The organism is Marinoscillum furvescens DSM 4134 (assembly GCF_003386095.1).
Taxonomy (GTDB): Bacteria; Bacteroidota; Bacteroidia; order Cytophagales; family Cyclobacteriaceae; genus Marinoscillum; species Marinoscillum furvescens.
On the sequence record NZ_QREG01000019.1, the window covers coordinates 1 to 14,837 of the forward strand.

Consider the following 14,837-nt stretch of genomic DNA (forward strand, 5'->3'; position numbering starts at 1 on the left):
TCGCGACTCAGCACTGTTTTTCCACTGCTCTATGAGTGCAAACATATCTTCCTGGTTTCTTTGCATTGCTTTTTATGCAAAACTCAACACCTTATGCTGGCTAGGCAATACGCTCAACACCGAAGGGATACAGAACTTCCCAGGCGACAATGCACGCCCGGAGTTTGAAAAGGTGTTTCGGTGAGCTACCAGGTAAAAAAAAGCCACCTCAGTCCGCGTAAGTCGCGCCGAGGTGGCTGATACATTTGAGGCTAGTGATTTAAAAAAATGGCTTGCGTTTTACACCAAGCCCTATGCGACTATTCGCTAGCCATGGCCAGCTCTTCCTCTACATCTTCTGCCTCAGGAGTCGGCTGGGGGAGCTTATAAAACCGGGCCGCAGCTGGCGATTCTTCAAAGACAATGTCCGCGGCTCTGCTGAGCTTAATGACCCGCTCGTATAGCGAATTGAGGGCTTGGATTCGTGTCTGCGTGGCTTGCAAGCGGCCGCCCTTGCTTTGTTCCTGGATGGCATCCGCTTCGGCCAGACGCTCAGCATTTATAACGATGGCATCCAAAAAACTTTCACTGGCACCCACTGCCATTAATTGACCCTTTTGTGCAGTAACCTGCGCCGCGAGTGTGTTCATGAAACGGATGAGCGCTGGCTGGTTGTTGGCCACTTTCCAAAACTGATGCAGCTGAAACGATCGCTGAGCAGCAGGGTCATTTGCAAAGGCTTCCGCTACCCAAAACCGCAACTTTTTTACTAGCGTTTTGGACTCGTCCATCGCTTCTATCATGGCCTGTGTATGCTGACCCACAGTGCCCTTCGCCAGATCGTCGCCCCCTTCACGAAGAGCAGTCATATAATCTTCACGCAATTGAGTCGCAAACTGCTCATTGATGAGCGATATCGTAGACTGTATCTCGTCCAGATCTTCAGGGAGCTGCTGCACAATCTTGCTCACATGTGCCAGTAAAAGAGCATCAGAGATGTTGTACTTTCTTTCCAGTTGATTCATTTTAAAGTAGTTAGGTAAAACAAATTTTTCTGGAAAATAAGGAACCGGTATAAATAAAGCAATACCTAACCGTCATTTATGTAAAATTTTCTTAAACAGCCACGAGTCTGTTCGGGGTGCTCAGCGGTCGGGGAGTAGTAGCGGTACATGCTAGTCCATTCGTGATTTGCTGAGTAGTACTCGCCAATAGCTGTGGGCTAGTAGCGGCCAGCTGTGTTCTCTTCGTAGATGGTGGTGGACTCTTCGTGGATCGCTGCGGTCTTTGGGTGAAAGGCTGCGGTCACTTCGTGGATAGCTGCGGGCTTTGGGTGAAAGACTGTGTTCTCTTAGTCGAAGACTGTGTTCTCTTAGTCGAAGGCTGCGGTCACTACGTGGATGGCTGTGGACTCTTCGTGGATGGTTGCGGTCCCTTCGTGGAAGGCAGCGGTCTCTTAGTGGATAGCTGCGTTCTCTTCGCGGATCACTGCGGTCTCTTGGTTAATGGCTGCGGTCACTTCGTGAATGGCTGCGGTCCCTTCGTGGAAGGCTGCGGACTCCTGGTGGACATACGGTGGTGTGACTGGCCGTCCGCGACCGGGCTGGCGTTCCTGGGGCACGCCTAGTGAGGCGCACCCCATCAGTTATGACTGGTGGGGCCGTCTACTCGATTGACTACCGTATATTTCAGCATCGGTATCCATTGTTTCTTTAATTCCATGTCCACAAAACTTATGTGCTTGTCAAGGTCTTCTGATTTAATCAGTATGTTTGATAGCCATAGCTCCACACCATTATTAAACTGTAGAACTGAATACTCATAACCATTCCAAGGTGAATTGTTAGAGTTTGAGACGTACCGAAATACTTTGACAATGTCTTTCTTGTCAAATAATTGCTTTTTGTCCCCAATAATAGTGATGAATCTGTTTTCACCTTTTTGAAAGTGAAGTTTGAGTTTTCCGTTTCGTTTAAAATGATTTATTGAGATTATAATTCCAGGTAAAGCAAGTAGGAAACAGAAACCTTGTAAAATCAAGAAAACAGATAAATTAAACTTGTTTCCGACCATTATATCTATTGCAAGTGGCATCAATAAATAAAGTAGGCTCCATCCAAACATGTATATTAAACGCTTAGTCGAAAATTCATATTTAGACTCATCGTTCCTACCATTAGTAGAATGTATTTTCTTCTTGCCTCTACCAAATGCTCCAAAGACCTTTTGTAGAAAAGTGGTTTCAATAGTTTTAAACTTGTTAAGATTTCTCAGAAAATCTATTGTTGATTCAAGCGAGAACTTTTCGATTAAATCCAATACTTCATCATTGGTTAAGTCATAAACCAATTTAGACTTATTGATAAAGTTCTTATACAGAAACTGAATTGAAAACCGGTCAGATATATAGCCGCTTATTACTAGTTCGCGGTTCCCTTGTTCCAAGTTTAATGAAGGAAAAGCATGAGATTCTACAAGTTCAAGATGTTTTGCAACTTGCTCTTCCCAAGGATATTGCTCGAAAATTGATTTTATCTCAGAAGTTTGCTTTGAACCAAGTAATTCATATTCATCAGGTTCGTAGTTCACAAATTGTCTTCGAAGAATTATGCTCATAGAAAGTAATGGTAGTCAACAACCAGCTATCGGGCATATGTCTACGCGACCCGGTCCGCAGCTGGTGAATAGCACTAAAATAACGAAACTGCCCAACACTCACAACGGTAAATCTTAGCGGCAGCCTTAGCAGGGTGGAATCACGGTCGAGTTGCATCGAAACCAACCAGAAAGCAGTAAGGCATATGCTCAATGAGTGCTTGTTAGAGCCTGTTTTACTTTCTTTTTGTTGTTAGTTCGAGGGGGTTAACCGTGCGAAACTCTATAATCCACAACCACCCCGTTCTCAAGTTCAAGAATGAGGGATCCAGTGTCAATTCCATGTCTTGCCATGCCCAGATAATAACTCATGTTTGAATCACTTTGATTAGAAGGAGTTCCTAGAAGTTCAATAATTTGGTTGGCTGTCATGCCCACCAGTTCATAATTGGAAGTAAGACTATGAGTCATATCCCACCTTAGACAGCCAGTCAATTCAGTTTCCTCCCAGTTTTTCCAGCTTTCTGAGTTGAAGTCTGTCCTATTTAAGTAGTTGTCAATATCTTCACTGAAGACTATGAACGCTACGAATCCGAGATAGCAAATTATCACGGCAGCAATAAATCCAAGAGCCAGTTTTATAATTCTCATGGTTTTTCAATTTTACCTGCTTTTTTGATTGTTCTCCCGAACCACAGACCAACAAGCAACACTGGAATTGACCCAAAGATTATTACCCAAAATAGAGGTTTGAAGTAGTAATCTTCGAAAGGGTTGTCAGGAGTTCCAATGTTATCAAGTCCTTCTTGAAGAAATCCTACCGTGCTTCCAATTAATGTTCCCGTTATTAGTGTTAAAAACCCATACTTAATTCCAACCCAACTATGATCTTTCTTTCGTTCGATTATTTCCGTTGCTGCCAATCGACCGAATATGGAGCCCATGAGTGTTAGCGAAAAAGCTCCAAAAAGGAGGTGCGGCCAGTAGTCAACCTCAGCTAGCCAGAAAATCGCAGTTATGCCTTCATCAAGTCCAATCAGTGTTGACATAATTAGGTAAGCGATGGCGATCCCAATGAGGGCAGATTTAACTGCAATTCGACTTCCTATTTGTTGAGATGTCATATGTGTCGAGAAATAGGCTCTAACCTTAGAATATATGTAGCCGTCATACCCTTTGTCGGCTATCTTCACTAGCTCTCCTAAGTATTCAACCACCGCCAAAACTTACCCAGCAGTGTTTTGGGCTGTGGTTGCTTGGGTTCTTGCTTTTTGCGCTTTTTGGGTGCAGTAGCCTTTTGGGTTTTGATTTTCGGAGATACGGCCTTTTGCTCAAGCTTCTTTTTGTAGTGTTCTGCTTTCTTGGCTTTTATACGCTTTAGTTCCCGCTCTTTGCGTTTTTCTGCCTCACGTGCCAGTCTTTTTTCCTTGGCTTTTTTGTTCTTTAATCGGCGTGCCTCGCGTTCCTCTGGAGTGAGCTTTTTACGGCTATTGCGCCGGTCGTGGTAGGCATAGCGCACCTTGGGAGTTTCTTCCTTTTCCTCTTTAGGAGCTTCTTCTTCCTTAGGCGTTTCTTCTTTGGGCTTGGGCTCGGGCAGGTCTATTTTGCCCACTACTTTCAGTCCGGGGAGTTCCACTTTAGGCGCTTTGATGACATCTACACTTTCGTAATTGCGCTCAGCCTCATCATCTTGCTCATCCTGCACGCCTGCTATGGTTTCATCCTGTGCAGGCTCCGTTTCTTCTGCAATTGCTGGCTCGCCTCTATCATCGTTAGCTATTTCGATATTTGGGTTTGTTGCAGTGGCTTCTTCGCTTAGCGTAGCTGTTGGAGTAGGTGTTTCAGTAGCTTCTTCACTTTCAACAGCTGAGGTAAGGTCGTCTTCAGCATTTGGTGGAGTTGCCGCTACTTCTTTTGGTGTAGGAGCTTCATCCGTTGGGTCTTCAGAAGTAGGAGAGGCGTCTGGTAGAGGCTCTTCCTGTTCTTCTCCAAAATGGGCAATCACCTCTTGCTCTATCTCATCATCGAGTTTTACATTAGGGTGATCGTTTTTTTCGATCCCCTTTGTTTTCAAAAAAGCGATGATGTCGGTGGTAGATACGTCCAGTTTACGTGCCAGCTGACCAAGTCTCATAGTGAAGGGCGATTGATTACGATGAGGCAAAAATAGCCAACCGCCTTAAAATGACGGGATTCAGACCAAATATTATTCACTGCTTTTGCTCGTAGAGGTTTTACGGTCTATATAGTTTTCCAGGTCATTGATTTTTTTCTCCAGTTTGTTCAGACGCCCGTCTTTGTCTTTTCGCTTTAGAAAACGGACGTACTTCTTCAGGAAAGGAATTTTTGGTGACAGTATAAACAATGCCATGAAAATGAGCAGATACCCTATCGGGATAAACGGGATAAACATAAAAACCACGCCAATAAGGCCTATTAAAACGCCTAATACGTATCTAAGGTAAGTGCTGCGGGTTTCATTCATCTTTAGTTGCTGGCAAAGTTTGCTACATGTTCTACCACTCCTTCGATGAGCTTGCTTCGTGAGTAAATAGAAGCCCACGCCATGTGCGGAGTGATGATGCAGTTAGATAACTCAAAAAGCGGGTGAGATGTTGAAGGGGGTTCTGAATTCATTACGTCCAGGCCAGCAGCAGCTAATGGGCCACTTTTCAGGGCTTCGTGGAGGTCGTTTTCATTGATGAGTCCTCCACGTGCAGTATTGATGAGGATGGCACCAGGTTTAGCCTGGGCTAAAAGTGATTTGTTGACGATTTCTTTGTTGTCTGCTCGCAGCGGGGCGTGAAGACTAATCACATCTGACTGCTGAAACAGCTCGTCTAAAGGCATTAGATGATAGTCAGGATAATCTGATGGCTGAGCATGGTTGCTCGTGATGTTTACCGTCATGCCAAATGCCTGGGCCAGCTCTGCTACACGCTGACCGATTTGGCCAAAGCCATAGATGCCTATGGATTTTCCGGACAATTCGGGGATGGTTTGTAGCGTATAGCTAAAACCCACATTTTCATTCCAATTTCCTTTTTTCACACTTTCGCTGTGGCTTTCAGGAAGGTTGGTTAGGTTTAGAAGCATCGCCATCACATGCTGAGCTACAGACTCGGTGCTGTAGCCCACCACATTTTTCACAGGGATGTCGTGTTTTTCAGCAGCTTTCAAGTCCACATTGTCCATGCCAGTGGCAGAGATGATCACTAGTTGGAGGTTGGGCAGTTGCTCGAAATGCGCTTCGCCAAGTTTGATTTTGTTGATGATCAGAATGGAGGCGTCTTTGGCACGTGCTACCACCTCATCGGGGGCAGTTTGCTCATAGGTGGTGATGGTACCATATGCTTCGAGTCCTTCCCAGGAGAGATCTCCGGGGTTGGCATAGATCCCGTCCAGGATCACGATGTTATGCGACATGTTCGTTTTCTTCTTTTCTTAGGTCTTTTCGTAATATTTTGCCCACGTTTGACTTTGGGAGCTCTACCCGATACTCAATGTACTTGGGCATTTTATAGGCAACTAGGTGGTCACGGCAATGTTTCAATATCTGCTCATCTGTAAGGTTTTCATCAGCTTTCACTACAAATGCCTTTACCACTTCACCAGAAGTTTTGTGAGGCACCCCAATCACGCCTACTTCCAGTACACCTTCCAGCTTAGCGATCACATCTTCTACTTCGTTGGGAAACACCTTCATGCCTGAGACATTGATCATTTCTTTTTTGCGGTCCACGATTTTGATGAAGCCTTCACTGTCAAAGAAACCAATGTCACCGGTTTTGAACCATTCTCCTTCCATGACAATATTCGTCTCGGTAGGGTTATTCCAGTATCCTGTCATCACTTGTGGCCCTCGGGCCCATATTTCCCCAAACTCACCTACAGTTTGAGTTTTTCCTTCGTCACTTACGATTTTGATTTCTGTAAATGGTACTGGAAGACCAATGGTGCCTAATTTGCCATTGCCATCTATCGGGTTGCAGGTGAGGAGCGGGGAGGTCTCAGACAGTCCATAACCTTCCACTATTTCATTGCCGGTAATTTCTTTCCACTTATCAGCTACCGCTTGCTGCAGGGCCATGCCTCCGGCTACTGCTACTTTGAGGTGGCTAAAGTCTACTTCTTTGAACTCAGGGCGCTGAGTCAGGCCGTTAAATAAAGTGTTTACCCCGGTAATGACCGAAAAAGGTTGATTTTTCAGCACTTTGATAAAGTCTTTCATTTTTCGAGGATCGGTGATCAGCACGCTTTTGGCGCCTATGCGCAGCATACCAAAGCAGTTTACGGTAAGGGCAAAGACATGATACAGCGGTAGAGCCGTGATGGTCACCTCTTCACCTTCTTTCAGGCATGGTTTCATCCATGCAGCTACCTGCTCTATGTTGGCAATGAGGTTTCGGTGACTCAATGCCGCACCTTTTGCCACGCCTGTGGTGCCCCCAGTATATTGTAAAAGGGCGATATCTGAAGCTTTTAAATTCGGTCTGGAATAGCTCAGAGCTTCACCTTCTTTGATTACCTGTTGAAACTTGACAGCTGTGGGGAGGTGATAAGCAGGTACCATCTTTTTGACGCGCTTCACCATAAAATCCACTATGGCACCCTTCAGTGTCCCGAGCATGTCACCCACTTCGGCAATAATGACGGTCTCTATGGGTGTCTTCTCCAGGATTTCTTCCAGCTTAAAGGCAAACGTGTTGAGTAGCACGATGGCTTTGGCTCCAGAGTCTGTAAACTGGTGCTCCATCTCCGAGGGCTTATACTGGGGGTTGGTGTTTACCACCACCATGCCGGCTTTGAGTACTCCAAACAATGCGACGGGATATTGAAGCACATTGGGCATTTGCAGAGCCACCCGGTCTCCGGGTTTTAGGTTGGTTTTTTGGGTGAGGTAGTTGGCAAATGCAGAGCTGTAGGCATCCATTTCATCAAAAGTGATGGATGCACCCATGTTTTCGAACGCAGGTCGATCGCCGTATTTCTGTACACAGTCCTCCCAAAAAGCCACCAGTGATTCATAACAACCAGGGTTGATCGTGTGGGGTACACTGGACGGGTACTGGTCCAGCCAGGGGTAGTTGTTCATGTTCGTTTTCTAGTTAAATTTCTTTTTGGCAGCAAGTGCTGCCCCTATAACGCCTGCATGGTTGCGTGTAGCAGCAGGTACTAGTGGAGTGTCTAGCGAAAAATGCTCTTGATAGCGCTCGAAGTGCTTGCTAACACCCCCGCCTAAAATAAAGAGGTCGGGCCAAAAGAGTTCTTCCAATCGTTGGAAGTAAGCATTCAGTCGATGAGCCCATTCTTCCCAGCTGAGGTCCTCATTTTTGCGCACAGAATTAGCCGCGTAGTGTTCGCCGGGCATGCCTGCTACCTGCACAAATCCCAGCTCGGTGTTGGGTACTAGCTTTCGGTCTATAAACAGCGATGTGCCAATGCCCGTGCCAGCTGCTACCATGATAGTGACTCCTTTTTGTAGTTTGCCTGCTCCGAATTTCATTTCGGCTGTTCCCGCTGCATCTACATCGTTCACCAGGTGGGTAGGGCAGCCAGTAGCTTTTTCTATTTGTAAAGCCGCATTGATGCCAATCCAGCTTTTGTCTATGTTGGAGGCGGTCACCACTACTTCATTGCGTACCGCCGCAGGAAAACCACAACCTAAAGGTCCTGTCCATTCGAAATGGTTGATTAGACTGATGACGGTTTCGATCACAGCTGCGGGGGTAGCTGGTGTGGGAGTAGGTATTCGGTGACGCTCAGTCAGTAGCTCACCTTTTTTAGTGTCCACAACGGCACCTTTGATGCCTGTGCCACCTATGTCAATGCCTAGTATTTTCATATAGTGGCCAAACTTAACGAATAATACACATTTTCTTATAGCACAAACTATCCGCTGCCAGAGATGTTTTGCGGCCAATAATTGTGATTACCTTTACTAAAAACTATCTCAATTATGCTCAAAAAAATTCTCATAGGAGTAGGTGTGGTGGCCGTGCTGCTACTTGCTGCCTATTTTTACATGGACTATCGCAACTACTCGCTGAGCCCTAAAGGAGAGGCTAACCTGAAAAATGGGGAATTGGAAGTATCGGTTTCCTATTGCAGACCATCAGTTCGTGATCGCGTGGTTTTTGGTACAGTAGAGGAAGAAGCTTTACAGCCTTATGGTACCTACTGGAGACTCGGTGCCAATGAGGCTACAGAGGTGACTTTCAACCAGGATGTGCTGCTAGTCGATCAAGAGGTGTCAGCAGGAACCTACCGCATGTATGCTATCCCCGGCGAACAATACTTTGAGCTTCGGCTCAATTCTGAGTTGGGCCAGTGGGGCTACTTTGAAGCGAAAGAAGAGCTCGATGTAGCTACGGTAATGGCGCCGGTAGTTAGTGCTGGACCTACTGAGCAGTTTACCATCAAGCTGGAGCCTTTGTATGATTCTGGTGTAAAAATGGTCTTCCTGTGGGCAGATGTCAAATGGGAAGTGCCTGTAATTACCCAATAGTTCTGGGATAAGAAATAAAGAAGGGGCTGCCAGTTTTGACAGCCCCTTTTTTATGCACGGGTATTCAAATTTAGTACAGGTACTCTAGTGCTGTACGATCATAGCTACCAAACTCTCCATCTTCGCCAGAGCTAAAGCAAGAAAGCATGATAGAATTGGCATCATAGCCAGTAGGGGTGCCAGGAATGTGATGTGCACCTACGCCTCCACTACCTTCATTTCCGCCAGATCCGCAAGAGAGCGAACGGTTGAAGTAGTCAGTATGACGAAGCCCCAGGCAGTGGCCAATTTCATGTGTGATCACATGCTCTACCACATTGGTGCCATAGCTGCTTGTGCCAGAGTAGATCTGCACCCACTTGTAAGGCTTGCCTCCACTTGGGAATCCTGCAGATCCACCTCCGCCACCGCTCGTACGGTATACTACTATGTCTTTGTTGCCATAGTTTGTACCGTAGGTTAGGTTGAAGGTCAGTCCTGTGTTCAGTGCATTGTAGTTGTTTACAGCCCATTGCAAGGCTGTCTGCATGGTACCATCTAATGCATAAGAACCGCCTGTGTAGCCGATTACGTCGATGGTTTGCGGAGCACTTACGAGGTTGGTGGTACGGTACTGTTCACCGCAAGGACCTTCATGGTGTAGCTCGCTCGCAAGCATACTCTCCATTAGGTCTGGAGTAATCAAAATGTCTCCTTCCAAAAGATACCCCGTGCTGGTTTCTTTGGTGAAAGGGTTGACTTGAGATACCAGCTCTATATCACTCACATCAAAGCCAAGTTCTTTGAAGTTGGCTTTAACTTCTGCTGGTACTTCATTGCTGGTTGGTTCTAGTGTGTCCTCAGTATTACAGGACGACATCAAAACCGCTGACGCTAAGAGTGCTATGGCACCCATTAGCGAGATACGTAGTTTTAACATAATGAATTAGGTTTTATTTGTTAACAGCCTAAATATAGAAAAAAGGAATACTTTTGAAAGGAAAAGAATAGTGAAAAAATCGCCGTAATATCAATTGATATACATATTAAGTGTAGATTTAATTGAAAAAAGCAGAATAAAATTCTGAATTGAAGGATTTGTAATTTTTCCAAAAACAATCACTATTCATTGGTTTGTTTTGCAATACTTCTGACGAATTATTGCTTGAATTATTAATGGTTAAAAATGATTCTTAGGTTCATTTTTCAATGGATAATAGTTTTGGCGACAGTTGCTGTTTGTGCACAGCAACCTTTAGATTGGCGTGATTATGTGAAGGATGATTATTCTAAGAATCGTACTTCTGGGCCATATTTATTGCGTTTTAATGGTGAGGTTGATCTGTTTTCATCTGAGTTTGTACAAGAAAACATTCTTCGGAAATTGGATGATAAGACGTTGATCCTGAAGGATTATGTTTTGCTAAATGAAAACATTGACCAGGTACAGTGGTATGTAGCAAATAATCTTTGGAAAATTTCCGAAAACATTCTCAAAGAAACTTTTTTTCAGGAATCTAAATTTCTCATTCATTTTTTATCATTTGATATAGTAGAACAGGTAAAATCAAGGGTAAATGTCTTATCGGTCAATGACGATCATCTCACGATGCGTGTACGGTGTACTCGAAATGAGCTTTTCCAACTCGCTGATATGCATGGAATTCGTTTTATTTCCAGAGAAAGTCAGGATCCTGTGGAGGAAGCCCGTGTATTGGATCTGAACTTAAACCCAAATGCCATACCCAGAGCTCGCATATTGGCACCTGATGCCAATGGGGATCATGTGACGATCTCAGTACAAGAGCGACGATTTGACCCGGATGATTTAGACCTGATAGGTCGCTCTTTTGAAACTGGCCGCGAATTTGAATCGCAAAACAATCATGCAACGGAGATGGCCACCATCATTGCAGGGGCAGGCAATAGCTTTGTGACTGGTGCTGGGGTGCTGCCGGCAGCTACGCTTACTTCTTCTTCTTTTGCTGAGGTACTGCCCATGCCGGATAGTTATTACACCACCCATAAAATAGTTATTCAAAATCACTCGTACGGGACCACCCAGGAAGGGTTTTATGGTATTCAGGCACAAGCATTTGACAGATCTATGCACCAAAACCCTCAGTTGTTGCATCTGCTCAGTACTGGTAATGTTGGTGCCGAGCCCTCAAGCGATGGTCCCTATGAGGGGGTTACTGGTTATGCCAATCTTACCGGAAATTTTAAACATGCGAAGAACCCGGTAGTGGTAGGGGCAGTAGATACGTTGGGACGAGTACTTGACTATTCGTCACGCGGGCCGGCCTTTGATGGGCGTATTAAACCGGAATTGGTGGCTTACAGCATGTTTGGAAGCTCCAATGCGACAGCTTTGGTGTCGGGTATAGTAGGAATGCTGCAGGATGAGTATTTTCGGATTTGGGGTGACTGGGCTCCGTCGGCTTTGGTCAAAGCCCTGCTGATAGCAGGAGCAGATGACCTGGATGAACCGGGGCCGGACCATATTCGTGGGTATGGCAACGCCAATGCTGCTAAGAGCATGGAGTTGTTGCAAGAACAGTATTTTTTTGCAGGTGAACTATCAGCAAATGACACAGTAAGCTATACGATCACATCCGAAGCGCCTGCCGATCTTACCGTGGCATTGGTCTGGTTGGATGCGCCCGCCAATCCTGGAGATGCGCCTGCACTAGTCAATGACCTGGACCTGGAAGTGATGACTCCTGCCGCTGAGGTGTTGCATCCCTGGGTGTTAGAAACATCGGCGGATGAAGAGTCGCTGGGTCTGTCAGCATCACGCGGAGTAGACCGACTTAATCCAGTAGAAGTAGTATCACAGCACAGTGTGCCAGCAGGAGAGTACGTCATCAAGGTAAAAGGCAGTAGCATTCGTACTGCTTCACAGCAGTTTTATGTAGTATACCGTTTAGATCCCCTGAATGAGTTTAGCTGGGAATACCCGGTTGTTGGTAGTCACTTTCCTTACAATGGAGAAACAGGTACCTATTTTAGGTGGAAAAGTTCGCTTAGTGAGTCTGCAGGCAGCCTTCATGTAAATGTAAACAACGAAGGGTGGCAAGTGCTCAACGATGAGGTGTTGCTGAGTCGGGAAGTCTATCGCTGGCAACCTGATCTGAGTCAAACAGGAACTGCTGTAGCGCGAATGCTGGTAGGGTTAGATACTTTTCTAGCGGATACTTTTCAGGTTTCCAGAGCATTGCCCTTGACTGTGGGGATCAATTGTGGGGATTCTGTGCTGGTACAATGGCCTCAGCAACCAAACATCGAAGCTTATGCCGTGCAAGCCCTTCAAGGGGCTATGATGCAGACGATAAATTTCACCCCGGATACTCTTGTTTTGCTGAAAAAGAACCTTCTTACTGAAGGTTGGGTGAAAGTACAGCCAATGGTGAGTGGCAACGCCCAGCCGCTACCTTCAGCCGCCATACGCTATGACAACCAGGGGGCAGGATGCATTATTCAGTCCTTTTATCAGGAAGTGGTAGCTGATACCGGAGTTTACCTCAACGTACGTCTGGGTACGACCTACGGTGTAGAGGCTATGAGCCTTTATGACTTGCGCCAAAGTGATTCGGAGCCTTTTTTTCGAATAGAAAACCCACAGCAAACTACCTGGAGGATCCAACAGGAGCAACCTAGCGAAGGGCACAACCGCCACCGGGTAACTTTGCACCTTGCCAATGGTCAGATGTTGTCTGAGGAAACCATGGGAGGCTACTATTTTTCAGAGCTACCCTATGTTGTATTTCCAAACCCGGTACCGCAGAATGATTTTGTACGGGTATATACCAGGGCATTTGATGGAGAAGTCGTGTTTGAGTTGCTGGACACTCAAGGCAACAGAGTCTATAGAAAGCAGTTGCTGCTAAGTCAGGTATCCATACCTTTGTCTGGCTTGCGGGCAGGATTGTATACTTACAGACTTTCTGCAGGCACCAGGACCTATAGCGGGAAATTATTGATAGAATGAGGCTATTGGAGCTAAAAAGAGGGGAGCCAGATTCGTCTATAAAAGAGCTGCTCACTCACAATGTAATCGGTACACCGGGAAAAAGTATGGTTTATCAACAGCTCTGCGTACGTGATAAACTTGACCATATTCCCGATCCCTATTTTCTAAGCGTAAGGCTAGCTGAGCGAGTGGTTGGTACCAGTTGCTTTATTCGTCGAGCGGTAGCAGTAGGCGCTCACACCTTAGAGGCATTTCACATTCGGTATTTTGCTTTTCGCACGCAGTTTAGGAGTAATGATGCCGCTCTAGGGCGGCTCAATAAAAAAAGTGCTTTGCGCAATGAGATTAGCGACGTGCTGGAGGGTAAACCTTTTGGGCTGAGTTCATCTCCGCTCAGTTATGCTTATGTGGATCCGGGCAATGTGAGATCATTGAGGATCATAGAGTCCTATGGTTTTCAGCATGTGGGCAACTTTAATACCGTCTTTTTTAGTCGATTTGCTCCAAAAGCGAATCCGGACGTGAGTCGGGTTAGCGAAAATGAGGAGTCAGAAGTAAAAGCGCTGATTGGTGATGCCTATGCCAATCACGCTTTGTACACGAGTGAAAACATTGGATACAAGGGCGGTCTATTTGTTTTACAAAAGCAAGGAACTATCGTAGCTGCTTTGCAAGCCAATCCGGAACACTGGAAGGTGCACGAGCTCCCAGGATCGAAGCATTTGATTCATATGGTATCGCGCATTCCCTTCATAAATCGGTTGTTTCATCGTGATTTTCGGTTTCTATCCATAGAGGGAATTTATGTGAAATCCGGACACGAAAAGCAGCTCGAAAAACTCATTTCAGGAGTGCTGGCGCAGACAGGTCGGCATACAGCCATCATGTGTTTGGACCCTAAGTCACAAGAGTATCAGCTGATGCAGCGTCAAAATAGAGGTTTTATCCGTCTACTAATTAATGAGAAGAAGCTATATGTCATGGCTCGGGGGCCAAAAGAAGTGTTGGATAGCCTCCGGCAACACCCGATCTATGTATCAGCCTTTGACAATATGTAACTACAACACTGAGTAGACGATAGCAGCCAGCGCAGCACCTATCATTGGGCCTGCTATAGGAATCCATGCATACCGCCAATTGCTGTCGCGTTTTCCACGAATAGGGGCCACGGCATGAAAAATGCGCGGGCCCAGATCACGTGCGGGGTTGATGGCATAGCCGGTGGTGCCACCAAGTGACAAGCCTATGCTGACTACCAGTAGTGCGACGGGCAATGCACTCAACGAACCAAGCCCGTCTCCAGAAACCAAAAACAGTACGCCGAAAACCAGGACAAAAGTTCCTATGATTTCGGAGGCCAGGTTGTCCAAGGTTTTAGGAATGGCCGGCCCTGTGCAGAAAAGTCCCAGTTTCGTGTCGGGGTTGTCAGTAGCGGAGAAGTGCGGGCGGTATTGGATGTAAGTGGCACCAGCCCCCAGAAAAGCCCCGATCATTTGTGCCAGGATGTACTGAGGCACGGTTGCCCATGGAAATTTGCCCGTCATGGCTAGGCCTAACGTTACGGCAGGGTTAATATGCGCTCCACTGGTAGCTCCTGCAATGTATACGGCTACAAATACCGCCAGGCCCCAACCGAGTGCTATTACAATCCATCCCGAATTGTTGCCATAGGTTTTGTTTAAGGATACATTGGCGTTTACACCGTTTCCCAGCACCATCAGGATGAAAGTGCCGACTATTTCACTGATAAATGGACTCATGTTGTCAGGTCGTTTGCCCTTGAAAATAGACAATAAACCTGAA

General features: G+C 46.0%; 15 protein-coding genes. 4 read left to right on the top strand and 11 right to left on the bottom strand.

What is annotated here, in order from left to right; genetic code table 11:
• Positions 1 to 184, top strand: a 184-nt coding sequence (locus tag C7460_RS23845; protein WP_221409564.1) for a hypothetical protein, incomplete at its 5' end; no start/stop codon positions are given.
• A 115-nt stretch (positions 185 to 299) separates the two neighbouring features.
• On the opposite strand, the gene C7460_RS17335 is transcribed toward C7460_RS23845, so the two are convergent.
• From C7460_RS17335 to ppgK, 9 genes are all read right to left on the bottom strand, one after another.
• Positions 300 to 1,004, bottom strand: a complete 705-nt coding sequence (locus C7460_RS17335; RefSeq protein ID WP_115869401.1) for a hypothetical protein — start codon at positions 1,002 to 1,004, stop codon at positions 300 to 302.
• Positions 1,005 to 1,620: 616 nt separating this feature from the next.
• A complete protein-coding gene (locus tag C7460_RS17340) occupies positions 1,621 to 2,568 on the bottom strand; it encodes a hypothetical protein (protein WP_221409565.1) in 948 nt (315 codons plus the stop codon).
• 273 nt (positions 2,569 to 2,841) lie between these two features.
• A complete protein-coding gene (locus C7460_RS17345; protein WP_115869403.1) occupies positions 2,842 to 3,225 on the bottom strand; it encodes a hypothetical protein in 384 nt (127 codons plus the stop codon).
• Positions 3,222 to 3,767 carry a hypothetical protein gene (locus tag C7460_RS17350; RefSeq protein ID WP_170148078.1) on the bottom strand — a complete coding sequence of 182 codons (546 nt, stop codon included), beginning with the start codon at positions 3,765 to 3,767 and terminating at the stop codon, positions 3,222 to 3,224. Before C7460_RS17350 ends, C7460_RS17345 begins: the two co-directional genes overlap by 4 nt.
• A gap of 8 nt (positions 3,768 to 3,775) precedes the next feature.
• Positions 3,776 to 4,708, bottom strand: coding sequence for a translation initiation factor IF-2 N-terminal domain-containing protein (locus C7460_RS17355; protein ID WP_115869405.1), 933 nt, complete (start codon positions 4,706 to 4,708; stop codon positions 3,776 to 3,778).
• Positions 4,709 to 4,780: 72 nt separating this feature from the next.
• Positions 4,781 to 5,059, bottom strand: coding sequence for a hypothetical protein (locus C7460_RS17360; protein ID WP_115869406.1), 279 nt, complete (start codon positions 5,057 to 5,059; stop codon positions 4,781 to 4,783).
• A gap of 2 nt (positions 5,060 to 5,061) precedes the next feature.
• Positions 5,062 to 6,000, bottom strand: a complete 939-nt coding sequence (locus C7460_RS17365) for a D-2-hydroxyacid dehydrogenase (RefSeq protein WP_115869407.1) — start codon at positions 5,998 to 6,000, stop codon at positions 5,062 to 5,064.
• Positions 5,990 to 7,669, bottom strand: a complete 1,680-nt coding sequence (locus tag C7460_RS17370; protein WP_115869408.1) for an AMP-binding protein — start codon at positions 7,667 to 7,669, stop codon at positions 5,990 to 5,992. Before C7460_RS17370 ends, C7460_RS17365 begins: the two co-directional genes overlap by 11 nt.
• A 9-nt stretch (positions 7,670 to 7,678) precedes the next feature.
• A complete protein-coding gene (ppgK, locus tag C7460_RS17375) occupies positions 7,679 to 8,419 on the bottom strand; it encodes a polyphosphate--glucose phosphotransferase (protein ID WP_115869409.1) in 741 nt (246 codons plus the stop codon).
• Between the two features lie 114 nt (positions 8,420 to 8,533).
• Between ppgK and C7460_RS17380 the strand changes: the two genes are divergently transcribed.
• Entirely contained in the window at positions 8,534 to 9,082 is a 549-nt protein-coding gene (locus C7460_RS17380) for a DUF2911 domain-containing protein (RefSeq protein WP_115869410.1), read from the top strand.
• 70 nt (positions 9,083 to 9,152) lie between these two features.
• Here the strand turns inward: C7460_RS17380 and C7460_RS17385 are convergent, their stop codons facing one another.
• Positions 9,153 to 10,001 (bottom strand): M57 family metalloprotease, encoded by an 849-nt coding sequence (locus C7460_RS17385; protein WP_245986434.1) that lies wholly within the window; start codon positions 9,999 to 10,001, stop codon positions 9,153 to 9,155.
• 333 nt (positions 10,002 to 10,334) lie between these two features.
• On the opposite strand from C7460_RS17385, the gene C7460_RS17390 reads away from it, so the two are divergent.
• Both C7460_RS17390 and C7460_RS17395 read left to right on the top strand, forming a co-directional pair.
• Positions 10,335 to 13,052: a S8 family peptidase gene (locus C7460_RS17390; RefSeq protein ID WP_221409566.1), complete on the top strand. Its 2,718-nt coding sequence runs from the start codon at positions 10,335 to 10,337 to the stop codon at positions 13,050 to 13,052.
• Positions 13,049 to 14,092 carry a hypothetical protein gene (locus tag C7460_RS17395; RefSeq protein ID WP_115869413.1) on the top strand — a complete coding sequence of 348 codons (1,044 nt, stop codon included), beginning with the start codon at positions 13,049 to 13,051 and terminating at the stop codon, positions 14,090 to 14,092. Before C7460_RS17390 ends, C7460_RS17395 begins: the two co-directional genes overlap by 4 nt.
• On the opposite strand, the gene C7460_RS17400 is transcribed toward C7460_RS17395, so the two are convergent.
• Positions 14,093 to 14,794, bottom strand: coding sequence for an MIP/aquaporin family protein (locus tag C7460_RS17400; protein WP_115869414.1), 702 nt, complete (start codon positions 14,792 to 14,794; stop codon positions 14,093 to 14,095).
• Between the last annotated feature and the right edge of the window lie 43 nt (positions 14,795 to 14,837).